The sequence below is a fragment of the Streptomyces uncialis genome (assembly GCF_001905345.1).
Lineage (GTDB): Bacteria > Actinomycetota > Actinomycetes > Streptomycetales > Streptomycetaceae > Streptomyces > Streptomyces uncialis.
On record NZ_LFBV01000011.1, the window covers coordinates 184,296 to 209,576 of the forward strand.

The following is a 25,281-nucleotide window of genomic DNA, read 5'->3' on the forward strand; positions in this document are numbered from 1 at the left end:
GGAGCACGGCTGCCGGACCTTCGGACCCCTCAGCCCTTCCGACCCTCCCCCTGAGGGGTCCGCCGGACGATCCGGGGAGGGTCAGCTTCGAGCGCCGTCGACGCTTGCGAGCAGGACGTGGACGGCAGCCTTCCGGGCATCCGCTGCTGCGGATGCTGCGAGGAGGAAGGCGTGCCGGAACATGGCTAGATACTCGCCGAACGGGCCGCGGGCGTCGAGTGATTTACCTTCACCCGACGCCGTGCCGGCCCGGGAGGACGACCAGGAAGGGGGCGGGGCGGAGGGCGGCGAGGGGGGCGAAGGGGGCGAAGGGCGGTCCGGCGGCGGTGTCGGCAACCTCACTCGGCGGATTCCCGCAGCTCACGCCCGGTGCGAGGACCGCGATCGCATGCACCCTACGGCGATCATATGCGGGTGTCGGTTAATCTCCCCGGATGCTCGACACCACGGTTCTCCCTCCCGCGCCGGTCGGCGGCGCAGCGCCGAAGAGTGCCGCCGCGCGGTGGTCGGGCGTCCTGTTGTCACCCTGGTCGCGGCTCTCCCTGCTGGTGGTCCTGCTGGCGGGCGCGGCGACGGCGATGCTGCTGTTCGAGCCGCAGAAGGTGCTCGCCGACGGCTGGCCACCACAACTCGGCGGTGTCGCCGCGGCGACGGCCTTCGCGGTGGCGTACGGGCTGTGCACGGTGGCGTTCGTGCCGCGTCCGCTGCTGAACCTCGCGGCCGGCGCGCTGCTGGGCTCGCAGTTCGGGCTGGCCGCCGCGGTGGCGGGCACGGTGCTGGGCGCGGGGATGTCGTTCGGGCTGGGCCGGGTGCTGGGGCAGGACGCGTTGCGTCCGCTGCTCCGGGGCCGTTGGCTGACGGCGGCCGACGGACAGCTCAGCAGGCACGGCTTCCGTTCGATGCTGGCGGTGCGGCTGTTCCCGGGAGTGCCGTTCGTCGCGGCGAACTACTGCGCTTCGGTGTCCCGGATGGGGTGGACGCCGTTCCTGCTCGCGACGGCGCTGGGAACGGTCCCGAACACGGCCGCGTATGTGATCGCGGGTGACCGCGCGCAGACCCCGACCTCGCCGGGATTCCTGATCGCGATGGGGTTCATCGCGCTGTCCGGGCTGGCGGGCGCGGTGGTCGCCTGGCGCAAGCGGCATCAACTGCGCGACTGCTGACCCGCGCTCAGCACGGTCCCCGACCCACTCTCGGCGCACCTCCCGGTTCACGCTCGCGCGGTCCCCGACTCACTCTCGGCGCACTTCTCCGGTTCACGCTCAGCAAGGTTCCCCGGCTCGCACCCAGCACGCTTCTGCGGCTCACGCTCGCGCGGTTCCCCGGCTTCTGATCGGCAGGCTCTCTCCGCGCGCGGGGGAGCCGTTCGGCCACACCCGCCTACTGCTACTCTGCGTTGCCCATCATTCACCTTGTGTCACTCATGGGAGCGCGTGTGAAGGTCGCCTGCGTCGGCGGCGGGCCCGCCGGACTGTACTTCTCGATCCTGATGAAGCGGCAGGACCCGTCGCATGACATCACCGTCCACGAACGGAACCCGGCCGGATCGACGTACGGCTGGGGCGTCACCTACTGGAGCGCGCTGCTGGAGCGGCTGCGGGCCGGGGACCCCGAGTCCGCGCGGGCCATCGCCGAACACTCCGTCAGCTGGCACCAGGGGGTGGCGCGTGTCGGGGACTTCACGACCGTCCAGCCCGGTGACGAGGGGTTCGGGATCGGCCGCCGGACCATGCTCGGACTGCTCACCGAACGCGCGCGTGCGCTGGGGGTGCGGGTGGTGTTCGAGGACGAGGTCGGCGAGCCGCCCCCGGCCGATCTCGTGGTGGCCGGGGACGGGGTGAACAGTGTCCTGCGCGACCGCCACCAGGACCACTTCGGTACCGAGGTCACCGCCGGACGCAACGTCTACGCCTGGCTCGGCACGACGAAGGTCTTCCCGTCGTTCACCTTCGCGTTCGTGCCGACGGAGCACGGCTGGATCTGGGCGTACGGCTACCCCTTCGACGCCGGCCGGAGCACCTGTGTCGTCGAGTGCTCCCCCGCGACCTGGCGCGGCCTCGGTCTGGACCGCGCCGACGAGGCGGAGGGGCTCAACACCCTGGAGAAGCTGTTCGCGGACGTGCTGGACGGGCACGGGCTGATCGGCCGGGAGCAGCGGGACGGCACCGCCCAGTGGCTGACGTTCCGCACGGTCACCAACCGGGCCTGGTACCGGGACAACCTCGTGCTGCTGGGGGACGCCGCCCACACCACGCACTACTCCATCGGCGCGGGCACGACCCTGGCGCTGGAGGACGCGATGGCGCTGGCCGCCGCACTGCGGGGCTCGCCCGAGCTGCGGCCCGCGCTGGCGCGCTACGAGCGGGAGCGGCGGTCCGCCCTGCTGTCCGCGCAGAGCGCGGCGCGCTACAGCGCCGAGTGGTACGAGAACCTGCCGCGCTACATGCGGCTGCCGCCCGAGCGGATGTTCGCGCTGCTCGGCCAGCGGCACTCGCCGCTGCTGCCGCATGTACCGCCGGGGCTGTACTACCGGCTCGACCGCGCGGCGGGGCGGCTGGAGTCGGCACGCCGGTTCAAGCGGTGGCTGGGACCCCGGGTCGCCCGGACCCTGCACGCGCGGTCCCGGCCACGCTGAGGCCCCGGGCCGGACCCGGGGCGGCGCCGGACCCGGATGGGAGCGGCCCGGTCGGAAACGGACCTGGTCGGGAACCGGGCGGCGATGGACCTGGGCGGGGCGTACGGAGGTGACGCGTGCGGGCCGTACGCGGGCGGACCGGCCGACGGTCCTCCTCGACGGCGGTCGGGCCCAGGCGGCAGGCGGCAGGCGGCAGGCGGCAGGCGGCAGGCGGCCAGGGTGGTCCCGCGAGGGTACGGACACCGGTACGCGCGCGCTCGTGTCCCGTACGGCCCCGCGTCAGCCTCCGGAGGGCCGCCGTTCACCCGGGGACCCTAGCGTTCCCACGTCGTCACCCAGTCACCCAGTCACCCGGATGAGCCCGCGCACACGCGGGCCACCGCTCCCGCCCCGCCACTCCCCGGACCGTCCGGCTCCGGCTCCGGCTCCGGCTCCGGCTCCGGCTCCGGTCCACCATCGTCCGTCTCCGTCTCCGGTTCGCGCGTCCCGCGACCAGGCACCGATCAGCACGGGATTCCGTTACTTCATGTCTTGGTTCGAAGCCTTCGTCCTCGGACTCGTCCAGGGGCTGACCGAGTTCCTCCCCATCTCCTCCAGCGCGCATCTGCGGCTGACCGCCGCGTTCGCCGGCTGGCAGGACCCGGGGGCCGCGTTCACCGCGATCACCCAGATCGGTACGGAGACCGCGGTGCTGATCTACTTCCGGGAGGACATCACCCGGATCGTACGGGCGTGGTTCAGGTCGCTGACGGACAAGTCGATGCGCGGCGACCATGACGCCCAGATGGGCTGGCTGGTCATCATCGGCTCGCTGCCCATCGGGGTGCTGGGGGTCACCCTCAAGGACCAGATCGAGGGGCCGTTCCGCGATCTGCGGCTGATCGCGACCACCCTGATCGTCATGGGTGTGATCCTCGGTGTCGCGGACCGGCTGGCGGCACGGGACGAGAGCGGCGGCAAGCACCGGGCGGCCCGGCCCCGCAAGACGCTCCGGGAACTCGGCGTCAGGGACGGTCTGATCTTCGGCTTCTGCCAGGCCCTGGCACTGATCCCCGGGGTGTCCCGGTCCGGCGCGACGATCAGCGGCGGACTGCTGATGGGCTACACCCGTGAGTCGGCGGCGCGTTACTCGTTCCTGCTGGCCATCCCGGCGGTCCTCGCCTCGGGGGCCTACGAGCTGAAGGACGCGGGCGAGGGTCATGTGTCCTGGGGGCCACTGGTGTTCGCGACCCTTATCGCCTTCGTTGTCGGATATGCGGTCATCGCGTGGTTCATGCGTTTCATCACTACCCAGAGCTTCATGCCGTTCGTCTACTACCGGATCACCCTGGGCATCGTGCTGTTCATCCTGGTGGGAGCGGGTGTGCTCAGCCCGCACGCGGGCGAGTCGGGGCACTGAGCGGGCGGCCCCGGCCGGGACGCGCGGAGGCGCGGTGGCGGGAATGCCGGTCCCGTCCCGGAGGCGCTGTCCAGCCGGGACGGGACCTCTCAGCTCACGCAGCCAGCATGGACTGATGTTGCCGACAGCCTAGGGGCGACCACTGACATCGGCGGTGGTCGCCACCTGTGTGGGACCTGTCAGCCTCGTGTCCGACTCCTGTCAGGGCACGCGGGGCCGGACAACCGATGACGGCACCTCGGCATCTCCTCGGTGCGGGGGGTGCCCCTGGGGTTCCTGGGGCACCGAAGCACGACGAGAACGAGGAGACACCACCGTGAGACAGGTCTCACGCGCGCTGACGGCCGCCTTGGCGGTCCTGGCGCTCGCGGCGGGTACGCCGCCGGGGCAGGCGCAGCCGCCCACCGAGTCCATACCCGGCGCCCCTCCGGGAGCCTCCGCCGAGCGGCTGCCGGAAGGGTGGCGATTCCAGGGCGGGGAACTGGTCTGGAGCTCGCCGGAGCCGGTGGGCACGGGCGGTGCCCGGGTCGAGTTCCGGTCGGGTGGGCGGACCCTCGGTGTCCCGATGCCCTCCCCCGACCACCGCACCTTCCGGCTCCGCCTCGACGGGGTGCGGACCGGACCGGTGAGCGAACTCCAGGCGGTCGCCGGTTCACGGCGGCTGGACGCCGCGGGCGCCGACCGGCCGTCCGCGCAACGGCGTTCGCCCGCCCCGGCGAAGCCCCCGGCGCCGTTCCCCGCGAACGCGGTCGACCCCGGTACCGCGGGGAAGTACCGCACCACCAGCGGTGAGTACGAGCTGAAGGCGGTGCGGCTGCCGGGCTACGCCGAGCCGGTGGAGATGCGTGCCACGGTCGTCGGTCCGACGGACGCGCCGGGCAAGCGACCGCTCGCGCTCTTCCTCCACGGCCGCACCGCCACCTGCTACAAGCCGGGCGAGAGCAGCGCCGCCTTCGGCTGGCCGTGCAAGCCGGGTCACCAGGAGGTCCCGAGCTACCGCGGCCATCTGCACGACCAGCGGCGGCTGGCGTCCCAGGGGTATGTGACGGTCTCCGTCTCCGCGAACGGCGTCAACGCGCAGGACTACCGCGCGGCCGACCTCGGGGCGCAGGCCCGCTCCTCCCTGGTGCGTCAGCATCTCGCCCGCTGGGCGGAGTGGGGCGCGAACCCCGCCGAGGCCCCCGCGGCCGTACGCGCGACGAAGCCCGCCGACCTCTCCAAGGTCCTGCTCGTCGGCCACTCCCGGGGCGGCGAGGGCGTCAACCGGGCGGCCCTCGACAGCGTCTCCCCGCCGCCGCCCGCCGAGGACGGCTACCAGGGGCCGGTGAACTGGCGCATCCGCGGCACCGTACTGATCGGCCCCACCAACTTCGGCCAGAACCCCACGCCGGACGTGCCCTCCATGACCGTCCTGCCGGGCTGCGACGGTGATGTGAGCGACCTCCAGGGACAGCTCTACGTCGACGGCACCCGGGGTATCGGCCGGGTTACGGCACTGCACAGCGCGGTGTACATGGTCGGCGCCAACCACAACTACTTCAACACGGAGTGGACGCCCGGCCGGTCCGAGGTCCCGGCCTTCGACGATGTCTGGGACGACACCGATCCGGTCTGTTCCACGGGGGCCCCGACCCGGCTGAGCGCCGAGCGGCAGCAGGCCGCGGGCACCACGTACATCGCCGCCGCGGCGCGGCTCTTCCTCGCGGGGGACGACCGGGTCCGCCCGCTGCTCGACGGCTCCGGCCGGAGCGCGCCCTCGGCCGGACCCGTCCAGGTGCTGACCCACGCGGTCGGCGGGAACCGCACCCCGGCGATCACGCCCGACGCCCCGCTCCCGGTGGCGAACGGGCGGGTGTGCCGGCAGATCACGACGGACACCGCCGAAGCCTGTTTGACGGGTTCCGGGTCCGGCGGGTCGCCGCATTTCGCGTCCTGGTCGGTCTTCGGTGACGAACCGGGCCGAGGCGCGGTCACGGCCCGCTGGACCCGGCCGGGTACCCCGGTCCGGCTGACACCGGAGCGCGCCTTCTCACTGGCGGGCTCCGAGTCGCTCGCCCTGCGGGTGATCGTGCCGCCGAACACCCGGGGCACCCGGCTCGACGTCGCCCTCAGCGACACCTCCGGCCGGCGGGTGAGGCTCGGTCAGGTCACCGTCGACGGCGTTCCCGGCGGCGGTCTGACACCCGGACACTGGGCGCGAGAGGTCCGGGTGCCGCTGAAGGCGGCCGTAGGCGCCGGGATCGACCTCAAGCGGACACGGTCGCTGGAGCTCACCCCGCGCGGCGGCTCCGGCGAGTTCTGGCTGATGGACGCCTGGGGCTGGCGTCCCGGCACCCCGGCGGTGGCCCCCGTCCCCCTTCCGCGTGTCGACATCGGCCGGCTGACGGTCAAGGAGGGTGACTCCGGCAGCCTCACCTACCGTGTGCCCGTCCGGGTCACCGGGAAGGGCACCGGCGTGATCAAGCTCGCCGTTCTCGATCCGAGGACCGGCGGGTCCACGATCCGCACCGTGACGGTGAAGGCCGCCGACTCCCCGGAGACATCGATCACGGTGGCGGGCAACCCCCGCTACGCCCTCGACGTCAACCATGAGATCGCGGCCAAGGCCGTGCGCGGCGCGGTGGTCGGCAGCGCCTCCGGGGGACTGCTCGTCGAGAACGACGATCCGATGCCCACGGTCACTGTGACCCCGGTCGCCGACTCGGTCACCGAGGGCCGGAAGCTCACCTGGAGGGTGGAGCTGTCCCAGCCCGCCGACACGGTCATCGACAGCCGGTTCGACCTCCTGCCGGTGGACGAGGGTACGGAACTGTCCACGACGGACGTCGACAAGGAATGGCTCTCCGGCCTCGGCCTGACCGCCGACCCGGAACGGCCCCTGTCCACGGACAGCCCCTCCCTCTGGCTCGGCCTCCCGGCGGGCGTGACGAGCACCGAGGTGTCCGTACCCACGATCACCGACACACCGGCCGAACCGGAGGAGTCGCTGCGGATGCGGATGTTCTGTCTGAAGGGGTACGAGTGGCTGGAGGGCCCGCACCTCACGGGCAAGGTCACGGACGCGCCCCTGCGCTGACGCCCTGGGCCCGCGTTCCCCGTTCCCCGTTCCCCGTTCCCCGCTCGGCGTGCCCACGCTCGGCGTGCCCGATGGCGTCGCCGTGCCGTTGACCTTGACACGGTGACAAGGTCTTCACTGTGTCGAGGAGGTGGTTCCGATGACCGTGCCGCAACAGGACGCGGAGACGATCCGAGTTCTTCGGGGACTGGAGGACAGCCGCCCGTCGGTGCGGCTGAGGGTGACGCTGGCGGTCGGTACGAGCCCTGACCCGCGGTTCGTCGGCACGCTCGTCGCACGATGCGCGGTCGAACCCGATTTCCAGGTGCGCGAGGCACTGACGTGGGCGCTCACCCGCCATCCGGCGTCCACGACGGTCCCGGCGCTGCTCGAAGAGGTCCGTTCGGAGCGCGCGCAGGCACGGAGCCAGGCGCTGCACACGCTGTCCAAGATCGGGGACCGGTCGGCGTGGCCGGCGATCACACCGGCGCTGCTGTCCGACGCCGACGACGAGGTGGCCCGGAGCGCCTGGCGGGCGGCGGTCGCGCTCGTACCCGAGGGCGAGGAAGCGGGGCTCGCGACGGCGCTGACGGCGCGGCTCGGGCGCGGCGGACGTGACATGCGGCTGAGCCTCAGCCGGGCGCTGACCGCGCTCGGTGAGGTGATCGTGCCGCTCCTGCGCGCCGCGGCGACGGCTCCCGACCCCGGGGTGCGCGCGCACGCGGTCGCCACGGAACGGCTGTTGCGCGATCCGGACGCCGGGTTCGAGTCCGCGGTCGAAGAGGCGAAGCGCGTCGTGGCCCTGGGCGCGGCCGGTCAGGAAGGCTGAGAGCCGGTGCTGATCGGTGAGGTGGCCCGGCGGTCAGGGGTCAGCGCCCGCATGCTCAGGCACTACGACTCGCTCGGGCTGGTGCGGCCGGCGGGTCGTAGCGGCGCCGGGTACCGCGAGTACTCCGGCGAGGACATCCGGCGGATCTTCCACGTCGAGAGCCTGCGGTCCCTGGGGCTGTCGCTGCGCGAGGTCGGGCAGGCGCTCGACGATCCCGGCTTCGCGCCCTCCGCGCTCGTGGACGATCTCGTCCACCGGACCCGGGACCGTATCGCCCGTGAGACGGAACTGCTGACCCGGCTGCGCCGGATCGGGGCCGCGGAGCCCGGTGGCTGGCAGGACGTCCTCCAGGTCGTCGCGCTTCTCCAGGCGCTGGGTTCGGAGAGCCCCGGCACCCGTCAGAGGGCGGCCCTGTCCTCCTCCGACGAGGTCCCGGTGCCGGTGGAGGCACTGGTCGAGGCGGTGCTGACCGAGTCGGACCCGAACGTCGCCGGAGCCCTCCGATGGGCTCTGGCACGATCGGACGGCGGCGGGGCGCTGCTGGCGGAGGGCCTCGGCTCACCGGTGGCCGAGGTGCGGCTGCGTGCCGTCCGGTCCCTCACCGAGATCCCGGACGACGAGGCGACCGCGCTGCTGCGGGACGCCCTCGCCCATCCCGACATGGCGGTCCGCGGGTACGCGGCTCTGGCACTCGGGGCCCGGGGGGCGACCGACGCGGTCCCGACGCTCATCGCCATGGTCGCCGAGGGGACCAACGACGTCGAGGCGGCCGACGCGCTGGGCGCGCTGGCGAGCCGTCCCGGGTCGGCGGACCGGATCGCCGCCGGGCTCGTCGACCGCCTCGCGCACGAGGGCGCCGGACCCTCCGCGCGTCGGCGGCTGGCGCAGGCGCTCGCGGACATCCCGGGAGCCACGGCGTCCCGTGCCCTGGTGGAACTGTCGCACGACGAGGACCGCGCGGTCTCGCTCACCGCCGCGTACGTCCTGCGGAAGCGCGACGCTTGAGGACGGATCTCTCCCGGGGACGGCGTGCGGGGTGCCTCGACCGCGCCGACGGGGCAACGAGGGACGGGCAACGGCCGCGCGCCGGACGGCGTCCGGCGGGGCGCGGCGGGCGCCGGACGGTGTGCGACGGTGTCCGCGGACGGCGGCAAGACCCTTCGCCTACCTCGTGCGGGCGCGCACAAAACCCCCTCGGACCTCACGAATTGGCCTCGAAAGAGAGAGTTCCCTCACAGCCTTCGTCGGGACCTGACGCCCCGCCAACCGGCGGTAACCCCTGCTGACCAGCAGGTTCACCCCCGCAAGCGCTCCGCAGCACCTCGCGTACAGTGATGATCTGTAGGCAAGGCGTAGCGGATCGTCAGAACGAGCGCCTAAGCTTCGTGTCATGTCCCGCATCCAAGAGCACTCCGGTTGCGTGCGTTCCGCCGAGTCGCTGAACGAACAGATCCGCGACCTTTGGCTTCGGACCGGTGGTCGTCTGACGGTCGAGGAGCGGCGCACCTACGAGGCCCTCGTCACCGAATGGGCCGCCGCTGTCCGGGGTGAGATCAGAAGCTGGTAGCCGAGGGGCTCTTGCCCCTTGGCGCGGAGGCCCGGTTCACCAACACTGATCCAATGACGCAGCGCGTAGAACTCGCTACCGTGATGGACCGCCTCGCCATCGACGCCCTCATCACCGAATACGCCCATGCCGTCGACGACGCCGACTGGGCGCTCTACCAGGAACTCTTCACCCCTGACGGCCGGATCGACCACCGCTCGGCCGGAGGCATCGAGGGCAGCGCCGCGCAGACCGCCACGTGGCTAGCCGACAACCTGGCACGGTTCGCCGTACGCCAGCACCTCATCGTCAACCGCAGACTGCGTTTCGGCGTCCTTGAGCACGACGACGGCGACACCGCGCGGGTGGAGGCCGACTACGTGAACCCGATGCGGCTGGCCGGGGGCGACGCGGCGGCCACCGCCCCGGACTTCGTGTGCGGCGGCCGCTACAGCTTCGCCCTGAGCCGCACCCGCGACGGCTGGCGGCTGCACGCGGTGGTCGTCCAGGAGAAGTGGCGGCGTGTCCGCGAGCCGGAGGACCCCACGGACGGACCGTGACCCCCACGGATCTGTCGTGACCCCCGTAGATCTGTCATGCACGCCCGCGCACGGGTCGTGAACCCCGGGCACGTGGTAGCGCACCCCCGCGCGCGCGGCGATGCGCCTGCCGGGTGCGGGCCGAGCGCACACACTGGACGCACAGGACCGACGACGGCACCGGCGACCCCGGAAAGGCGCCCTCATGGACGGATTCTTCGGCCAGGAGCGGTGGCGCGCCCCGCGTGAACGCGCGGGGCGCCTGCTCGACGGCCCGTGGTCGCGCTCCGCCCTGGCGGCACTCGCGGGCGCCCTGCCCGCGCTGGCCTTCCCGGCGCCGTCCCTGTGGTGGCTCGCCCCGGTGGCCCTCGTACCGTGGATGCTGCTGGTGCGCGGCGCGCCCACGGCCCGCCGCGCCGGGTGGGACGGCTGGTGCGGGGGGCTCGGTTTCATGCTGGCGGTGCATCACTGGCTGCTGCCGAGCCTTCATGTGTTCACCGTGGTGATCGCGGGCCTGCTCGGTCTGCTGTGGGTGCCGTGGGGAGTGCTGGTACGGCGGCTGCTGGGCGGACGCCCCGGCGGGGCGCGTGCCCTGGCGGCGCTGCTCGTCCTGCCGTCGGCGTGGCTCATGGTCGAACTGGTGCGGTCCTGGCAGGCGCTCGGCGGGCCGTGGGGGCTGCTGGGCTCCAGCCAATGGCAGGTGCCGCCCGCGCTGCGGCTGGCCTCGCTGGGCGGGGTGTGGCTGGTGAGCCTGTGCGTGGTCGCCGTGAACACCGCCGTCGCCCTGCTGTGGTGCGCGCGGGACGCCCGTACCCCGGCCGTGGCCGGTCTGGTGGGGGTCGTCGCGCTCACCTCGGGCGCCTGGGTCTGGGCGCCGCGCGCGCAGAGCTCCGGCGAAGCGCGGGTGGCCGTGGTGCAGCCGGGGGTGATCAGCGGGGCGGACGCCCGGTTCGCCCGCGCGGAACAGCTCACCGGGACCCTGGCCGGACAGGGCGTCGACCTGGTCGTCTGGGGCGAGAGCAGTGTGGGCCACGATCTGACCGGCCGTCCGGACCTCGCGGACCGGATCGCCGCGCTGTCCCGCCGGGTGGGGGCGGACGTCCTGGTGAACGTCGACGCCCGCGGCAGCGCCGACGCCGGCGGTACGGAGGCGGGCATCCGCAAGAGTTCCGTGCTGGTCGGCCCGGACGGCCCCACGGGTGAGCGCTACGACAAGATGCGGCTGGTGCCGTTCGGTGAGTACGTACCGGCGCGTTCCCTGCTGGGCTGGGCCACCTCCGTGGGCAAGGCGGCCGGGGAGGACCGGGTCCGGGGCACCCGGCAGGTGGTGATGGAGGTCCGCGGCGGGCTCCGGATCGGTCCGCTGGTCTGCTTCGAGTCGGCGTTCCCCGACATGGGCCGCCGACTCACCCGAAGCGGCGCCGGGCTGCTCGTGGCCCAGTCGGCGACCTCGTCGTTCCAGGAGAGCTGGGCGCCGCCGCAGCACGCGTCCCTGGCGGCGCTGCGCGCGGCGGAGAGCGGCCGTCCCGTGGTGCACGCGACGCTGACGGGTGTCTCGGCGGTGTACGGGCCGGACGGTGCGCGGGCCGGGCCATGGCTCGGTACGGACGCCGGCGCGGCCCAGGTGTACGACGTCCCGCTGGCGACGGGCACCACCCCGTACGCGCGGTTCGGTGACTGGCCCGTCGTCGCGGCGCTGCTCGTGCTCGGCGGCCACGGCGCGGGCGCCGCGGCCCGCCGGGTCAGCCGGCGATCTGCTCCTCGACCGCCAGGACCACCCGCTCGCACAGTTCATGGGTCGCCAGCGCGTCCCGCGCGCTGATGGTCCGTCCGGCGCGGACGTCGTCGAGGAACGCCGTCACCACCTGCTCGATGCCGCGCTGGCGGGCCACCGGCACCCAGTCCCCGCGCCGTCGCACACTGGGCTGGCCCTGGTGGTCGACCACATCGGCGAGGTTGAGTACCTGACGCTTGGTGTCCTGGCCCGCGACCTCCAGGATCTCCTCGGTGGAGCCGCTGAGCCGGTTCATCACCCCGAGGGCGGTGAAGCCGTCGCCCGCGAGCTGGAGCACCACATGGTGGAGCAGCCCGCCCTCGGTCCTGGCCCGTACGCCGAAGTGGTCGATGGTGCCGGGGGCGAGGAAGCGCAGGGTGTCGACGACATGGATGAAGTCGTCCAGGACGAACGTCCTCGGGTCCTCCGGCTGGCCGACCCGGTTCTTCTGCATGACGATCAGGTCGCGCGGACGCTCCAGGCACTGCGCGTAGCCCGGCGCGTGACGGCGGTTGAAACCGACGGCGAGAGCGACCCCGTGCTCCTCCGCGAGACGCACCAGCCGCTCGGACTCGGCGTACGCGTAGGCGAGCGGCTTGTCGACATAGGTCGGGACACCGGCCTCGATCAGCCTGCTGACGATCGCCGGGTGGGCGGGGGTGGCGGCGTGGACGAAGGCCGCGTCGATGCCCTGGGCGAGCAGCCCGTCGAGGTCGGTGTGGCAGTGGGCCGCGGGGATGTGGTGGATCGCCGCGAGCCGCTGGAGGGTCTCGGGGTTGCGGGTCTGAAGGTGCAGTTCCACATCCGGCTGGACGGTGAGAACCGGCAGATACGCCTTCTGTGCGATGTCACCGAGTCCGATGCAGCCGACCTTCACATGTGTCTCCTGTGCTGGGGGTTGTCCTGTGCCCCGGCAGCATACGTGTGCCGTGGTGGACGCCAGTCGGCGATCCCGTCGAAGCCGCGCAGCACCGCGCCCGGCATCAGCCGCGCGGTCACGCTCATCAGGCCGGTGCGCAGGGCGACGGCGGCCCGCCCGTCGAGGGAGACCAGTGCGGCGACCCGGGCGGCCCTGCGGACGACGGCGGTGGTGCGGGGGAGCCGGTCTGCGGTGTAGGCGGCGAGCGCGGCGCCCGGATCGGCGTCCGGCGCGGCGTGGAAGGCGAGGACCACCCCGTCCTCGACCGCCTGGTTGCCGCCCTGGGCGAGGGTGGGCGCCATCGCGTGCGCCGCGTCGCCGAGCAGGACGGTCCGGCCCCGGTGGAACGCGGGCAGCGGGGTCGTCATGTGGTGGACGTCGTGGCGCAGGACGGGAAGACCGGCCGCCGCGTCGAGCAGCGCGGGGACAGGGTGGTGCCAGTCACCGAAGCGGCGCAGCAACTCCGCGTGCTCGTCCGGCGCGTATGCCCCTTCGGGGGCCCGGGCCGCCGCGTAGGCGTAGACACGGCCGTCCTTCATCGGATGGGAGCCCCACAGGGTGCCGCGTCCCCAGGTCTCGTGCGGTGCGAAGGGCAGTTCGGGGGCAGGGGCGACGAACCGCCAGGCGGTGAGGCCCGCATACCGGGGTCCCGGGTGGCGGGGGAAGAGGACGCGCCGGACGGCGGAGTGGATGCCGTCCGCCCCGACGACCAGGTCGGCCCGCAGTTCCCCGCCGGGGGTGCCGACCACGGCCGGCGCCCCGCCCGGGACACCGGGGTCGACGAGTTCGGCGGGCGTGCCGGTACGGATCGTTCCGGTGGGCAGCCGGGAGGCGATGCGGTCCACGAGGGTGGCGCGGTGGAGGAGGACGAGCGGACCGCCGAAGCGTTCGGCGGCGGCAGCGGCGTCCAGCCTGGCCACCCAGCGGCCGGAGGGGGTCCGCATCCCGCCCGCGCCCTGCCAGGCGGCGAGCGCGCGGATGTCGTCGCCGAGCCCGATGGTGTCCAGGGCCCGTTGGGCGTTGGGCGCCAGGCCGATCCCCGCGCCGACGGGGTCGACGGACGGGGCGCGTTCCAGCACGGTGACCCGCCAGCCGCGCCGGTGCAGGGCGACCGCGGCGGTCAGTCCGCCGATACCGCTTCCGATGACGACGGCGTGCCGACCGGTCATGACCCCTCCAGGGACTACAGGTGTAGTGAGCGCTTCCGTGACCGTACTACAGCTGTAGTTGGGGCGGTAGATTGTCGGCCATGCCCGACCCCAGCACCCCCACCGGCACCCCGCCGGCTCCGCCGCCCCCGGCGAGTCCCGCCGACGCCCCGTCCGCCGCCTCCACCGGCACCCCGTCCGCTCCCCCGCCCGCCACGAATCCCGCCGACACCGGACCCGCCCCCGGCAAGCCCGTCCGCGCGGAACCTGTCACCACGAATCCCGCCGACGCCGAACCCGTACCCGGCAAGCCCGTATCTGCGGAACCCGTCGCCGCGCGTCCCGCCGACACCGGACCCGTAGCCACGAGGCCCGGCACCGCGCCCGGCCCGCCGACGGGTTCCGGCCGTGCCGTCCTCATCGCCGACACCGCGCTCGCGCTGCTCGCGGAGCGGGGTATGCGCGGGCTCACCCATCGCGCGGTGGACGAGGCGGCGGGGCTGCCGCCCGGCTCCACGTCCAACCACGCGCGGACCCGGCTGGCGCTGCTGGAAGCGGCGAACGAACGGCTCGCGACCCGTGAGGCCCGGGCGCTGGCCGTCACCGAACTGCCGGACCCGGCCGGCGGCCCGGACGCGGTCGCCGACGCGCTGGCCCCCGTACTGCACCGCTATCTGACCGGCCACCGGGAACTGCTGGTCTGCCGCTACGAGCTGGCGCTGGAGGCCACCCGCCGCCCCGAACTGCGCCACCGCTACGACGAGGCGGGACGCCGGTTCCGCGAACCGCTGCTCGCTCTGGTCACCGCCCTGGGCTCACCGGACCCCCGGCGCCACACCCTTTCCCTGATCGCCTGGAGCGACGGGATGATGTTCGCGTGCGTGGCCGGTTCCCATCACGCGGAGGTCCCCACCCTGGACCAGCTGCGCGACGGACTCCGGGAGTTGCTGACCGGCATGGTCGGAGCGGGGCCACCGGACGACCGACGGTGATCCGCCGGACGGCGACCGGGCCTGGGGCGCGGCACCCGGAATTCGCTGGAGAACGGGGAGGTCGCTGGGGATGATGACCCTCATGCCCACCTCTTCACATCCCACGCCCGAACCCGCCCCGGCCACCGGGGAGGACCGCTCGGCGCCCGCGAACGCCCGCGCCACGCCCGGCGCCACCGCCTTCACCGAACCGGCCCGCACCTCCCCCGGCACCACCGCGGGCGAACGCGAGATGCTGGAGTCCTGGCTGGAGTTCCACCGGCTGACGCTGGTCGGCAAATGCGCTGGGCTGGACGACGTCCAGTTGCGCACGGCGTCCGCCCCGCCGTCCGGGATGACCCTCCTGGGTCTGGTCCGCCATATGTCCGAGGTCGAACGCCACTGGTTCGCACGCACCCTCGACGGTGCCGACGCTCCCCCGCTGTACTACGACGACGCCGACCCCGACGGTGACTTCCACCCCGGTGACACGGACACCTGGGAAGAGGCGTACGCCACCTGGCGGGCGGAGACCGGTCAGGCGCGTGAGCGCGCGGCCCTCCACGGCCTGGACGACCTCTCGGCCCTCAAGAGCCGCGCCGGGGAACCGTTCAGCCTCCGCTGGATCTACGTCCATATGATCGAGGAGTACGCCCGCCACAACGGTCACGCGGACCTGGTGCGGGAACGGATCGACGGCGCCACCGGCGACTGACCCACCGCGGGACCGCTCCGACGCACGGCACATCGACGCGGCACATCGGCGCACGGCAGACGGCAGACGGCAGACGGCAGACGGCAGACGGCGCACAGCACATCGGCGCGCGCCGTGGCCGCCGGACGCACGCGGGGCGCGCACGACACATACGTCGCCCGTGCGGGCCATCGGACCCGCCCCGGGCGCCACGGGCCGGGCAGGCCCGCCATCGTGGCGCGGGTGCATCGAACGAAGACGACGGCGGCGCTGCTGGCGACGGTGGCCGTCACGACCCTGTCCGGCTGCGTCAGCGTGGGCGACGGCCCGCAGCCGGCCGCCACGCCGCGTGTCTCGTCCGCCCCGCCCCGCGCACCGCACGCGGACAGCGCCCGGCCGCCGCGACTGGTCCAGCCCCCGGCGCGGGAGGCACTGCGACTCGTCGGCCCGGCTCCCCGCCCCACGACACCCCCGTGCCGTCCTCCGGCCCCCGCACCGCCGACGACGAGATCCGCCCCGGCACCGTCCCTCGGTCCGCCCCCGGCGCCCTCCCCCTCGGCGCGGCGGAGGACCGCGACGCCGCCCAGGCCCGTACCGCCCCCATCCTCCTCACCACCGCGCCCGGTGGCGACCCCTACCACCACGGATGTGTGCGCCCTCGGGCGCGCGTACGGGGGCTGGGAGCCCGGTGACCGGATGGCCCGGCTCTGCGCGCGGGCGTACCCGGGTGGTTGACGTGTGGTCGACGTGTGGTCGACCGGCCGGTCGGGACGGCCGGACGGGACGGCCGGTCGGGACCAATGGGAACCCCGATGCGGGGGCGCCGCGGCTACTGCTCCCGGCGGGGCGGCCCCAGCGGTCCGTCGCTCCTCGGGCGGAGCGGGCCCGGTCCGGGGTCGTCGGGCGGGTCGCCGTCCAGCCGGTGTCCCAGCCGGGCGATGGCGGCCCGGAGGGCGTCGCCGTATCCGTCGTCGGCGAGCTGGTCCAGGGCCCCGCGTGACAGCCGCAGATGGCTGCGGGCGGCATCGGTGCGGCCGAGTTTCACATAGTCGGCGGCCAGATTGAGATGGAGCGAGGGGTAGAAGGCGCGGGCGGCGGGCGCCAGATGGTACGGCGGCACCCGGCCGTCGGCCAGTTCCTCGGCGGCGGACAGGGCCCGCAGGTCCCAGGCCAGCTCGGCCTCCGGGTCGTCCTGGGTGTCGGCCATGTAGTGGGCGAGGGTGCACCGGTGCAACGGGTCCCCGCTGTCCGCGATCTCCGCCCACAGGGCCAGGAAACGGTCGCGGGCCTCCTCACGGTCGCCGCCGTGGTGCAGCATGACGGCCTGCCCGATACGGGTCATCGTGGTGTCGTCCCCCGCTGTCCCCTCCTGCCGCTCCGCCACCGCGTCCTCCCGCCGGTCCGCCGATCGCGCCGGTACGGCGATCGTTCCCGAGAGGACGACGCTAACGGTCACCGGGGCCATTCCTGGGCAGGCGCGGGCCCCGTACCCGCCGATGCACCCGGCGAGGGGCCGGACAGTGCAGCCCGGACAGTGCCGCACCGGCCGGGTACGGCACCACCGGCGCAGCGGCCGGACCCGCCCCCGCGCGAGCGCCGGGCGCCGCCCCTGCGCGCTGGGGCGCGGGGTCACCGAGGTCGCCGCCGGTGCCGTCCCCCCGCGACCGGGTCAGCCCAGGTTCGGGATGCGCCAGTCGATCGCGGTGTGGCCCTGCTTGGCCACGGCCTCGTCGATCTGGGTGAACGGCCGGGAGCCGAAGAACTTCTTCGCGGAGAGCGGCGACGGGTGCGCCCCCTTCACCACGACGTGCCGGTCCTGGTCGATCAGCGGCAGCTTCTTCTGCGCGTAGTTCCCCCACAGGACGAAGACGGCCGGGTCGGGCCGGTCCGCGACGGCGTGGATGACGGCGTCGGTGAACCGCTCCCAGCCCTTGCCCTTGTGGGAGTTGGCCTCGCCGGAGCGGACCGTCAGCACCGCGTTGAGCAGCAGGACCCCCTGCTGGGCCCACGGCATCAGATATCCGTTGTCCGGGACGGGATGCCCCAGCTCTGCGTGCATCTCCTTGTAGATGTTCCGCAGCGACGGCGGGGTCTTCACACCGGGCCGGACCGAGAAGCACAGCCCGTGGCCCTGACCCTCGCCGTGGTACGGGTCCTGGCCCAGGACCAGCACCTTGACCTGGTCGTACGGGGTGGCCTCCAGGGCGGCGAACACCTCGTCGCGAGGCGGGTAGACCGGGCCCTTCCCCCGCTCCTCCTCGACGAACCCGGTGAGTTCCTCGAAGTAGGGCTTCGCCAGTTCCTCGCCGAGGACGCCACGCCAGGACTCGGGCAGCAGGGCGGTATCGGTCACGTCAACATCCTCCGGAAAAAGGTCGTTCGGCGGCCCTGGACCCCCACGGCCGCCCCCACACCCAAGAACCTACCGGCGCCCACTGACAACGCCCGCCGCTTCGGCCCGGGCAGCACCGGACCGGGCCGCCTGTCAAGGCTGCGACCTGCGGATCTACCAACTTGTCTTGCGTTCCAGCTCCCACATCATCATGATCGTGGACGGGTCGAGCGCGCGCTCGCCGCCGGAGATCTCCTCGCTCGTGGCGACGTACTGGCGCCCCTGCCACAGCGGCAGCAGCCGCGCGTCGTCGACGAGGATCTTCTGTGCGCGCTCGAAGTCCCCGACCACCGCGCCGCGGTCGGTCTCCCGGCGGGACTGCGGCAGCAGTACGGAGGTGATCTCCCGCACGATGTAGGGCGTCCCGAGCGCGTTCCGCTCGCCGACGAACGGCGCGATGAAGTTCTCCGGGTCGGGGAAGTCGGGGAACCAGCCGCGGCCGAAGACGGGGTACTCGCCGCTGCGGTACCCGGCCTCGTAGGTCTTCCAGGGGCGGCTCCTGAGGGTCACGTCGAAGAGCCTCGACCGCTCCAGCTGCCGTTCGATCTCCGCGAACGCGGGGGCGGTCAGGGAGCCGTAACGGTCGCTCGTGAACCACAGCTCCAGGGGGACCGGTTCGGTGATCCCGTCCTGGAGGAGCAGGTCGCGGGCCTTGTCGACGCTCGGCTTGCCGTAGTCGTCGAAGAAGCCCGTCGTATGTCCGGGCAGCCCCGTCGGGATCATGGAGTACAGCGGGTCCACGGTGTCCTTGTAGACCTTGTGGGCGATGGCGCTGCGGTCGATGAGCTGGGCGATCGCCTTGCGGACGGCGGGCCTCCCGGCCCAGGGGTCCTTGGGGTTGAACACGAGGTAGCTGATCTCGGTGCCCGCGCCCTCGACCAGCTGGAGGCCGCCCCCGGCGTCGTCGCTCTGGAGGTCGATGATGTCGGGGGCGGACAGCCCCCGGAAGGTGGCGTCGATCTGCTTGTCGCGCAGGGCTTTGACCATGGAGGCCGAGTCCGGGTAGTAGCGGATCGTCACCGCGTCGTTCTTGCGCTCCGCGTAGCCCTTGTAGCGGCTGTTGCGGACGAGCTGCGCCTGCTTGCCCTCCTGGTACGACTTGAGGACGTACGGGCCGGAGCCGGTGACGCCGCCGCCCTCGCGCAGCGAGTCGGCGGGGTACTCACGCGGGTCGACGAGCGACATGGCGGGCGTCGCGAGGACGAAGGGGAACGTGGCGTCGGGCTGGTTCAGCTGGAAGACCACCGTGTCGTCGCCCCGGGTCTCGACGCGTTCCAGGCTGCCGAGCAGTCCCTTGGGGCCGCCGTCCACACCGATACGCATGATCCGGTCGAAGGTGTGCTTGACCGCCGTCGCGTCCAGCGGGTCACCGTCGGAGAAGGTGAGGTCGTCGCGCAGGGTGCAGGAGTAGGAGCGGTTGGAGTCGTCCGCGAACGCGCAGCGGGCGGCGTCCGGTTCGGGCTCGGAAGCGCCCCTCGGGTAGCTGAGCAGCGTCTGATGGACGTTGCGGAACAGCTCCCAGGAGCCGTCCCACGAGGCCGCGGGATCGAGGGTGCTCGGGGCGCTCGTGGTGCCGACGGTGACCTTCTGCTCGCCGCCTGAACCGCCGGGCGGCACCAGCCCGCATCCGGCGAGCACGGATATCGACGCCACCGCCGCCATGTACCGCGCACATCGGAACCGGACGAACACGCGCACGCTCCTCGATCGGCCGAACCTCGGGGTTGGCGCACCCTACCGCAGCACTCCGCCGCCGGAACCGCCCATGACGACGGGGTGCGGGATATCCGCCAAGGTCGCGTACGAGCGCAAATGCCCGGGTGATGACGGTCCGTCAGGTCACCCCCAGCCGTCACTCGCCCCGGGGATCGCACGTCCCCGGGTCCGCCGGATCCGTCAGGTCACCCCCGCGTTCAGGAAGAGCCCTCCGTCGACCGTCAGCGTCTGTCCGGTGATCCAGTCGGCCTGGTCCGAGGTGAGGAACGCGGCGGCGCCCCCGATGTCCTCCGGGACCCCCAGCCTGCCGAGCGGATACGCCGCGGTGACCTCCTCCTCGCGCCCCTCGTACAGGGCGCTGGCGAAGCCGGTGCGCACCACCGCGGGCGCGATCGCGTTCACCCGGACCCCGGGCGCGAACTCATGGGCGAGCTGGAGCGTCAGATTGACCATCGCGGCCTTGCTCATGCCGTACGCGCCGATGAAGGGCGAGGCCGAGACCCCGGCGACCGAGGCGATGTTGACGATCGCGCCGCCGTTGTCCTTCTGCCACGCCTTCCAGGTGCGCTGCGCGAACCCGAGCGCGGAGATGACGTTGGTCTCGTAGACCTTGCGGGCCGCCCCGAGATCCAGATCGGCCATCGGCCCGAACACCGGATTGGTGCCCGCGTTGTTGATGAGGAAGTCGATCCGGCCGAACGCGTCCATGGCGCGCTCGACGGCGACCGCCTGATGCTCCTCGTCGTGCGCCCTGCCGGGGACCGCGACGGCCCGGTCGGCGCCGAGCTTCGCGACGGCCTCCCGCAGGTCCTCCTCACCGCGTCCCGTGACGCACACCTTGTCGCCCCGGGCGACGAGCGCCGCGGCGATGCCGTACCCGATGCCCCGGCTCGCGCCGGTGATCAGCGCGACCCGTCCGCTGTCCCGCACAGTCATCCGTACCGTCCTCCGGTTCAGTTGAGCGGGCCGCCGGCCACGTACAGGACCTGGCCCGAGACGAAGCCCGCGTCGTCGCCGGTGAAGAAGGCGATGGCGCCCGCGATGTCGTCGGGGTGGCCGACGCGCTGGACGGGGATCTGGGTCGCGGCGGCGGCCTGGAAGTCCTCGAAGCCCATACCGACCCGGGCGGCGGTGGCCTTGGTCATCTCGGTGACGATGAACCCGGGCGCGACGGCGTTCGCGGTGACACCGAACTTGCCCAGTTCGATCGCGAGGGTCTTGGTGAAGCCCTGGAGGCCGGACTTGGCCGCCGCGTAGTTGGCCTGGCCCCGGTTGCCGAGGGCGGACGAGGAGGAGAGGTTGACGATCCGGCCGAACCCGGCGTCCACCATGTGCTTCTGGCACGCCTTGGCCATCAGGAACGCGCCGCGCAGATGCACGTTCATGACGGTGTCCCAGTCGGTGGCGCTCATCTTGAAGAGCAGATTGTCCCGGAGCACGCCCGCGTTGTTCACCAGCACGGTCGGCGGGCCGAGTTCCGCAGCGATCCGGGCGACGGCCGCCTCGACCCGCGCCTCGTCGGTGACATCGCAGCCCACCGCGATCGCCGTGCCGCCCGCGGCGGTGATCCGCCCGACGGTGTCCGCGCAGGCCGCCTCGTCGAGGTCGATGACGGCCACGGCCCGGCCCTCGGCGGCCAGCCGCACGGCGGTCGCCGCGCCGATACCCCGCGCGGCTCCCGTCACTACGGCCACACGCTGCTCAGTGGTGGACATGCTGCTCCTCGCCCTCGGGAAAGCTCTGTTCCGCTTCGTACGAACGCCGTGGCGCGCCCCTCACCGTACGCTCTTCGGGTGAGCGGCCGCTTAGTACCCACGGCAGACGTGACGCTAGAAGCCCTGGCACCCGGTGTCAACGGCATCCATCGTCCGGCTCGGTCCGGTGCGGTCCGCGACGGGTTCCGCGCGCGGGGACGCAGGCCGGGGGGCGGGGGTCCCGCGCGTGGGGGCGGGTCCCGGCCGTCGCGTCCAAGGTGAGGCCGGGTCGGGCTCGGGCCCGGCGCGCGAGGCGCGTCCCGCCGGCCGTCGGACAGCGCGATCGGACCGCGGCGGTCCCCCGCGCGGGAGCGCGTCAGCGTACGAGCAGGTCCAGCAGCCGTTCCGTCTCGGCGCCGGGGTCGACGGTGAGTCCGGTGTGGACGGGACCCGGCTGGACCACGGTGGACCGGGGGGCGACCAGCCAGCGGAACCGCCGTCCGGCGTCGTCCCGCGCGGCCTGGCCCGCCGGGTCACCGCCCAGGCACACGTCCTCGACGGCGCGCAGCGCGGCCCGGACGCCCGCCAGGTCCACCGCCGGGTCCAGGGCCAGCAGCCGCGCCTCGTCCAGCGCGGTGCGCGCGGCGACGAACGACCGGGCGCGGCAGTAGACGATCACACCCGCGTTGATCCGCTCGCCCCGTTCGATCCGGGGCACCACGCGCAGCAGCGCGTACTCGAAGACGTCCCGTGCGGTCATCGGACGGCCTCCCGGGCCGGGCCGGTGTCCGTCGGCCAGCCGGTGGGACGGGCGCGCAGGCGCTGGTCCGGTGGTCCGAGGGTGACGCGCTGGTGGATGTCCCGCGCGCGGGGCAGCAGCGCGGCCACATACGCGTCGCGTACGGCGTCGGGGCTGTCGAAGCCCGGTTCGCCGGTGAGCCAGGTGTCCGGTACCTCGGCGGCCACCTCGGTGAGCAGGCTCGCGGTCACCCGGGGCGCCAGTTCCCGGGCGGCGGCGGCCACATCGGGGGCGAAGGGCGCGAGCGCGTGGTCGGAGGCGTCGTAGGGCCGGGCCGCGGAGGCGGCGGCGGTGGGCCAGTTGTGGTGCCAGATGAGAGTGGCTCCGTGGTCGATGAGCCAGAGGTCGCCCTGCCAGACGAGCATATTGGGGTTGCGCCACGAACGGTCGACGTTGTTGACGAGCGCGTCGAACCAGACGACGCGTCCGGCCTCGCGGGCGTCGACCGTATAGGCCAGCGCGTCGAAGCCGAGGGCTCCCGGCAGGAACTCCACCCCGAGGTTGAGCCCGCCGCTGGACCTCAGGAGTTCCTGCACCTCGGGGTCGGGCTCCCCCAGGCCGAGGACGGGGTCGAGCACGAGCCCGGCGAGTTCCGGCACCCGCAGCCCCAGACGCCGCGCCAGCCCCGCGCACAGCACCTCGGCGACCAGGGTCTTGCGGCCCTGTCCGGCGCCGGTGAACTTCATGGCGTACGTACCGAGATCGTCGGCCTCGACCACACCGGGCAGCGATCCCCCCTCACGAAGGGGCGTGACATAGCGCGTCGCCGCGACCTCTCTCAGCATTTCCCCAGGCTATACGGCGCGACTCCCTGTGAATCAGCAGACCGAGTCGGACCGTGCGACCAGGCGCGTCCCACCCTCACCAGCCCCGGGGAGAATCTGGGGAGATTCCACGGGCACGTCACTCTCTCCCGCTCCCCAGGACTCCGTCGATGACGGTGCGCCCTTTGGCTCCCGCTTCCGGCATGAAGTGAGCGTAGTAGCTCAGCGTGACGGTCGGCGAGGAATGCCCGAGCCCTCGCGCCAGGGTCACCACGGACTCCCCCGCCTCCAGCATGACCGAGGCACAGGTGTGCCGCAGTACACGGAAGCCGTCCCTTGGCGCCGCCTCCCACTGCCACGCCTTCGCCCCTTCATGACGCGGCTCGATGCAGGGGGACGAGGAGGTCGGCTCCCCGGTGACCGGGCCGTCGGTGTCGCCGGGGTGCACGTCGCCGTCGAGCTGGGTGACCAGGGTCTCGTCCGCGTACACCTCCCCCAGTCAGGTGCAGGCGCCTTCGGTGCCGGGCGCCGTGGGAGTCCGGACGGTCCCCTGGGGTCCGTCGCCGTGGCGGAAGAACGCAGGGACGAACACCTCGCGGGGTACCGCCGTGACGGCCGCTCGCCGGACGTCCGATCGCGGCAGCCCCGCGTCCTCCAACCGGTCGGCCAGTTGCTCGCGCAGCCGGACCGCAAGCGCTTCGGGGCCTGGGTGGCGGGGTCGGTCAGGCGGGAACGCCCTTCTCCAGTACGTCGGCGAGTGCGCCGACGATGGCGGTGCAGGTCGGCGGGTCCACGAATGCGAACTGCCCGTTCGGGTTGATCTCGTACATCCACCAGCGGCCGTCGTGGCCGAGCCCGAAGTCGAATGCGCCGAAGACCAGGCCCAGCCGGTGCATGAGTCGCTCAATGCCGGCCTGCACGTCTGCGGGCACGGCGATGGGGTCGAACGCGATCCGGTCGTAGTCCCAGCGCCAGTCGAGGTGGTCGCCGTCCACGGTGATACGGCTGGCGAACAGCCGGCCGCCGACGGCCGCGACCCGGATGTCGGCCACCTTGTCCACTGCCTGCTGGAAGAGGTGCGGACAGGCCGCCACTCCCTCGCCGATCTCCGCCGGGTCGACCTGCCGTACCCAGACGGTCCGGTGCTCGCCGTCCTCGACGTAGGCGGTGGACCGAAGCGGTTTGTAGACGACCGGCCCGAACTCCGCAGCGAATGCGGCGGCCTCGGCGGGATCGTTCGTGATCAGGGTCGGAGGGACGGACAGGCCGGCACACGCGGCCTCCGCGATCTGGTGCGGCTTGTATCCGGCGGCCAGGTTGCGGTGGGGATGGTTCACGTAGAGACAGTCGAGCGCTCCCAGGACGCCACCCAGTCCGTGCCGCGCGTGCGCGGTGACGAAGGCCCGCTCCTGGGCATCAAGGTGCTCCGGCGCGGTGTACGGGGACGGTCTCCGGTAGTAGACCGAGCGCACGCTGCCGAGATCGAGGACGCGGCCGCGGCCGGTCGTCAGGGACCCCGTCCACGACTGCCCCGTCGGCACGAACGCCGAGAACGTCACCGCGTCCGTCCCCGGATCGAGCCGAACGACGGGAACCCGACGGCTGTTCAGTTCGGTGATCACCAGGTCGGCTGTCGGGTCGGCCGGCTCCGTGAGCACCACGACAGCAGGATCAGTACTCACGGTCATCGTCCTCCTCCGTCCGCTGATCGTGATCCTCGTCCCGCACGTCGGGGCCCGCGCCGTCACCCGGGTTGGTGGAGGTCCCGGTCCCGACGCCGCGGTGCGTCGAGTACCTGCCCATCTCCAACCGCTCCCCCGCCGGATCCACGTAGATCGCCGTCTGGGAATCCGGGTCCAGACCCACGAGGGTCGCGGTCCGCCTGCTCAGGGTCGGGTAGGGCTCCATACGCGTCAGACCCCACGGCACGCCGGTGTGTCGCTTCATTCTTCTCCTCCGACCGATGCTTGCCAGGATCGCCGCATTGTCCATGCGGCCTATAACAATGGGTAGGCCGGGAAGAAATTCTCAGTCACTTCTCAGCCGGGTCGGCTTCGCGTTGATTTCATCGGCGTGGGTACCGTCGGTGGGGTAGCCGGGTCCGGGTGAGTCGGCCACCGTGCTCCGAGGAGAGTGCGTTGCGAGATGGCAAGTGATGTCGGCGGGGCGGGAGCGGGGCTCACGTCCGCGACCGCCGTACGGCTGCTGAAGCTGGCATGCGAGGCCGTCGGTCTGGACGACCGGGGCGCGGTCCTCATCCGTGTCGGTGAGAACGCGCTGCTCCGGTTGGCCAGTGCGCCGGTGGTGGTGCGGATCGCGAGGTCTGCGGAGTACTTGCCCGAGGGTGGTCAACGAGGTGGCCGTCTCCCGCCGGCGCATCGGGGAGGGCATTGCCGCGGCACGAGTT

25 protein-coding genes are annotated in these 25,281 nt (G+C 72.9%); 12 read left to right on the forward strand and 13 right to left on the reverse strand.

Annotated elements, in window-relative coordinates; genetic code table 11:
• Nucleotides 1–229 precede the first annotated feature (229 nt).
• Nucleotides 230–394: a hypothetical protein gene (locus AB852_RS40125; protein WP_178391196.1), complete on the reverse strand. Its 165-nt coding sequence runs from the start codon at nt 392–394 to the stop codon at nt 230–232.
• Between the two features lie 40 nt (nt 395–434).
• On the opposite strand from AB852_RS40125, the gene AB852_RS34755 reads away from it, so the two are divergent.
• The 9 genes from AB852_RS34755 to lnt all read left to right on the forward strand — a co-directional run bounded on the left by AB852_RS34755 (nt 435) and on the right by lnt (nt 11,825).
• Nucleotides 435–1,163 (forward strand): TVP38/TMEM64 family protein, encoded by a 729-nt coding sequence (locus tag AB852_RS34755; RefSeq protein ID WP_073794847.1) that lies wholly within the window; start codon nt 435–437, stop codon nt 1,161–1,163.
• 260 nt (nt 1,164–1,423) lie between these two features.
• Nucleotides 1,424–2,635, forward strand: coding sequence for an FAD-dependent monooxygenase (locus AB852_RS34760; RefSeq protein ID WP_073794849.1), 1,212 nt, complete (start codon nt 1,424–1,426; stop codon nt 2,633–2,635).
• Between the two features lie 526 nt (nt 2,636–3,161).
• A complete protein-coding gene (locus AB852_RS34765; protein WP_073794852.1) occupies nt 3,162–4,034 on the forward strand; it encodes an undecaprenyl-diphosphate phosphatase in 873 nt (290 codons plus the stop codon).
• Between the two features lie 316 nt (nt 4,035–4,350).
• A complete protein-coding gene (locus AB852_RS34770) occupies nt 4,351–7,110 on the forward strand; it encodes an alpha/beta hydrolase (RefSeq protein WP_073794854.1) in 2,760 nt (919 codons plus the stop codon).
• A gap of 139 nt (nt 7,111–7,249) precedes the next feature.
• Nucleotides 7,250–7,918 (forward strand): HEAT repeat domain-containing protein, encoded by a 669-nt coding sequence (locus AB852_RS34775; RefSeq protein WP_073794857.1) that lies wholly within the window; start codon nt 7,250–7,252, stop codon nt 7,916–7,918.
• Between the two features lie 6 nt (nt 7,919–7,924).
• Nucleotides 7,925–8,923: a HEAT repeat domain-containing protein gene (locus AB852_RS34780; RefSeq protein ID WP_073794860.1), complete on the forward strand. Its 999-nt coding sequence runs from the start codon at nt 7,925–7,927 to the stop codon at nt 8,921–8,923.
• Between the two features lie 385 nt (nt 8,924–9,308).
• Nucleotides 9,309–9,485: a hypothetical protein gene (locus AB852_RS40130; protein WP_178391197.1), complete on the forward strand. Its 177-nt coding sequence runs from the start codon at nt 9,309–9,311 to the stop codon at nt 9,483–9,485.
• A gap of 53 nt (nt 9,486–9,538) precedes the next feature.
• Nucleotides 9,539–10,024, forward strand: coding sequence for a nuclear transport factor 2 family protein (locus AB852_RS34785; protein ID WP_073794863.1), 486 nt, complete (start codon nt 9,539–9,541; stop codon nt 10,022–10,024).
• Nucleotides 10,025–10,208: 184 nt separating this feature from the next.
• On the forward strand, nt 10,209–11,825 hold the full coding sequence (lnt, locus tag AB852_RS34790; protein ID WP_073794866.1) for an apolipoprotein N-acyltransferase: 1,617 nt from the start codon (nt 10,209–10,211) through the stop codon (nt 11,823–11,825).
• On the opposite strand, the gene AB852_RS34795 is transcribed toward lnt, so the two are convergent.
• Both AB852_RS34795 and AB852_RS34800 read right to left on the reverse strand, forming a co-directional pair.
• Nucleotides 11,746–12,654 (reverse strand): Gfo/Idh/MocA family protein, encoded by a 909-nt coding sequence (locus AB852_RS34795; RefSeq protein WP_073794868.1) that lies wholly within the window; start codon nt 12,652–12,654, stop codon nt 11,746–11,748. The two genes, lnt and AB852_RS34795, sit on opposite strands and share 80 nt — an antisense overlap.
• On the reverse strand, nt 12,651–13,865 hold the full coding sequence (locus AB852_RS34800) for an FAD-dependent monooxygenase (protein WP_073794871.1): 1,215 nt from the start codon (nt 13,863–13,865) through the stop codon (nt 12,651–12,653). The genes AB852_RS34795 and AB852_RS34800 overlap by 4 nt, the downstream gene beginning before the upstream one ends.
• A gap of 398 nt (nt 13,866–14,263) precedes the next feature.
• On the opposite strand from AB852_RS34800, the gene AB852_RS40320 reads away from it, so the two are divergent.
• The 3 genes from AB852_RS40320 to AB852_RS40135 all read left to right on the forward strand — a co-directional run bounded on the left by AB852_RS40320 (nt 14,264) and on the right by AB852_RS40135 (nt 16,201).
• On the forward strand, nt 14,264–14,836 hold the full coding sequence (locus AB852_RS40320; protein ID WP_073795097.1) for a TetR/AcrR family transcriptional regulator: 573 nt from the start codon (nt 14,264–14,266) through the stop codon (nt 14,834–14,836).
• A gap of 232 nt (nt 14,837–15,068) precedes the next feature.
• Complete coding sequence (locus AB852_RS34810; protein WP_073795112.1) at nt 15,069–15,530, forward strand: DinB family protein; 462 nt, start codon at nt 15,069–15,071, stop codon at nt 15,528–15,530.
• 452 nt (nt 15,531–15,982) lie between these two features.
• On the forward strand, nt 15,983–16,201 hold the full coding sequence (locus AB852_RS40135; protein ID WP_178391198.1) for a hypothetical protein: 219 nt from the start codon (nt 15,983–15,985) through the stop codon (nt 16,199–16,201).
• Between the two features lie 137 nt (nt 16,202–16,338).
• Here the strand turns inward: AB852_RS40135 and AB852_RS34820 are convergent, their stop codons facing one another.
• The 10 genes from AB852_RS34820 to tgmA all read right to left on the reverse strand — a co-directional run bounded on the left by AB852_RS34820 (nt 16,339) and on the right by tgmA (nt 24,821).
• Nucleotides 16,339–16,893 (reverse strand): tetratricopeptide repeat protein, encoded by a 555-nt coding sequence (locus AB852_RS34820; protein ID WP_073795128.1) that lies wholly within the window; start codon nt 16,891–16,893, stop codon nt 16,339–16,341.
• A gap of 285 nt (nt 16,894–17,178) precedes the next feature.
• Complete coding sequence (gene ung / locus AB852_RS34825) at nt 17,179–17,862, reverse strand: uracil-DNA glycosylase (RefSeq protein ID WP_073794874.1); 684 nt, start codon at nt 17,860–17,862, stop codon at nt 17,179–17,181.
• A 153-nt stretch (nt 17,863–18,015) separates the two neighbouring features.
• Nucleotides 18,016–19,563, reverse strand: coding sequence for an ABC transporter substrate-binding protein (locus AB852_RS34830; protein ID WP_178391205.1), 1,548 nt, complete (start codon nt 19,561–19,563; stop codon nt 18,016–18,018).
• 234 nt (nt 19,564–19,797) lie between these two features.
• Complete coding sequence (locus tag AB852_RS34835; protein WP_073794880.1) at nt 19,798–20,553, reverse strand: SDR family oxidoreductase; 756 nt, start codon at nt 20,551–20,553, stop codon at nt 19,798–19,800.
• A 17-nt stretch (nt 20,554–20,570) separates the two neighbouring features.
• Nucleotides 20,571–21,332, reverse strand: coding sequence for a 3-oxoacyl-ACP reductase FabG (gene fabG, locus AB852_RS34840; RefSeq protein WP_073794883.1), 762 nt, complete (start codon nt 21,330–21,332; stop codon nt 20,571–20,573).
• A gap of 355 nt (nt 21,333–21,687) precedes the next feature.
• The gene (locus AB852_RS34845; protein ID WP_073794886.1) at nt 21,688–22,071 is read right to left on the reverse strand and encodes a DUF3037 domain-containing protein; all 384 of its coding nucleotides are present in this window, start codon (nt 22,069–22,071) and stop codon (nt 21,688–21,690) included.
• Nucleotides 22,068–22,895: a HipA family kinase gene (locus AB852_RS34850; protein ID WP_073794889.1), complete on the reverse strand. Its 828-nt coding sequence runs from the start codon at nt 22,893–22,895 to the stop codon at nt 22,068–22,070. The genes AB852_RS34845 and AB852_RS34850 overlap by 4 nt, the downstream gene beginning before the upstream one ends.
• Before the next feature lie 118 nt (nt 22,896–23,013).
• Nucleotides 23,014–23,364, reverse strand: a complete 351-nt coding sequence (locus tag AB852_RS34855; RefSeq protein WP_425444206.1) for a site-specific integrase — start codon at nt 23,362–23,364, stop codon at nt 23,014–23,016.
• A 232-nt stretch (nt 23,365–23,596) separates the two neighbouring features.
• Entirely contained in the window at nt 23,597–24,556 is a 960-nt protein-coding gene (gene tgmB, locus AB852_RS34860; RefSeq protein WP_245877038.1) for an ATP-grasp ribosomal peptide maturase, read from the reverse strand.
• Nucleotides 24,546–24,821, reverse strand: coding sequence for a putative ATP-grasp-modified RiPP (tgmA, locus tag AB852_RS34865; RefSeq protein WP_073794895.1), 276 nt, complete (start codon nt 24,819–24,821; stop codon nt 24,546–24,548). The genes tgmB and tgmA overlap by 11 nt, the downstream gene beginning before the upstream one ends.
• Nucleotides 24,822–25,281: the final 460 nt, after the last annotated feature.

Excerpts from the sequence above, each read along its gene's own strand:
- AB852_RS34755 (WP_073794847.1), top strand. The coding sequence starts at position 435 with ATGCTCGACACCACGGTTCTCCCTCCCGCGCCGGTCGGCGGCGCAGCG.
- AB852_RS34760 (WP_073794849.1), top strand. The coding sequence starts at position 1,424 with ATGGGAGCGCGTGTGAAGGTCGCCTGCGTCGGCGGCGGGCCCGCCGGA.
- AB852_RS34765 (WP_073794852.1), top strand. The coding sequence starts at position 3,162 with ATGTCTTGGTTCGAAGCCTTCGTCCTCGGACTCGTCCAGGGGCTGACC.
- AB852_RS34775 (WP_073794857.1), top strand. The coding sequence starts at position 7,250 with ATGACCGTGCCGCAACAGGACGCGGAGACGATCCGAGTTCTTCGGGGA.
- AB852_RS40130 (WP_178391197.1), top strand. The coding sequence starts at position 9,309 with ATGTCCCGCATCCAAGAGCACTCCGGTTGCGTGCGTTCCGCCGAGTCG.
- AB852_RS34785 (WP_073794863.1), top strand. The coding sequence starts at position 9,539 with ATGACGCAGCGCGTAGAACTCGCTACCGTGATGGACCGCCTCGCCATC.
- lnt (WP_073794866.1), top strand. The coding sequence starts at position 10,209 with ATGGACGGATTCTTCGGCCAGGAGCGGTGGCGCGCCCCGCGTGAACGC.
- AB852_RS34800 (WP_073794871.1), bottom strand. The coding sequence starts at position 13,865 with ATGACCGGTCGGCACGCCGTCGTCATCGGAAGCGGTATCGGCGGACTG.
- AB852_RS34810 (WP_073795112.1), top strand. The coding sequence starts at position 15,069 with ATGCTGGAGTCCTGGCTGGAGTTCCACCGGCTGACGCTGGTCGGCAAA.
- AB852_RS34830 (WP_178391205.1), bottom strand. The coding sequence starts at position 19,563 with ATGGCGGCGGTGGCGTCGATATCCGTGCTCGCCGGATGCGGGCTGGTG.
- AB852_RS34835 (WP_073794880.1), bottom strand. The coding sequence starts at position 20,553 with ATGACTGTGCGGGACAGCGGACGGGTCGCGCTGATCACCGGCGCGAGC.
- fabG (WP_073794883.1), bottom strand. The coding sequence starts at position 21,332 with ATGTCCACCACTGAGCAGCGTGTGGCCGTAGTGACGGGAGCCGCGCGG.
- AB852_RS34845 (WP_073794886.1), bottom strand. The coding sequence starts at position 22,071 with ATGACCGCACGGGACGTCTTCGAGTACGCGCTGCTGCGCGTGGTGCCC.
- AB852_RS34850 (WP_073794889.1), bottom strand. The coding sequence starts at position 22,895 with ATGCTGAGAGAGGTCGCGGCGACGCGCTATGTCACGCCCCTTCGTGAG.
- tgmA (WP_073794895.1), bottom strand. The coding sequence starts at position 24,821 with ATGAAGCGACACACCGGCGTGCCGTGGGGTCTGACGCGTATGGAGCCC.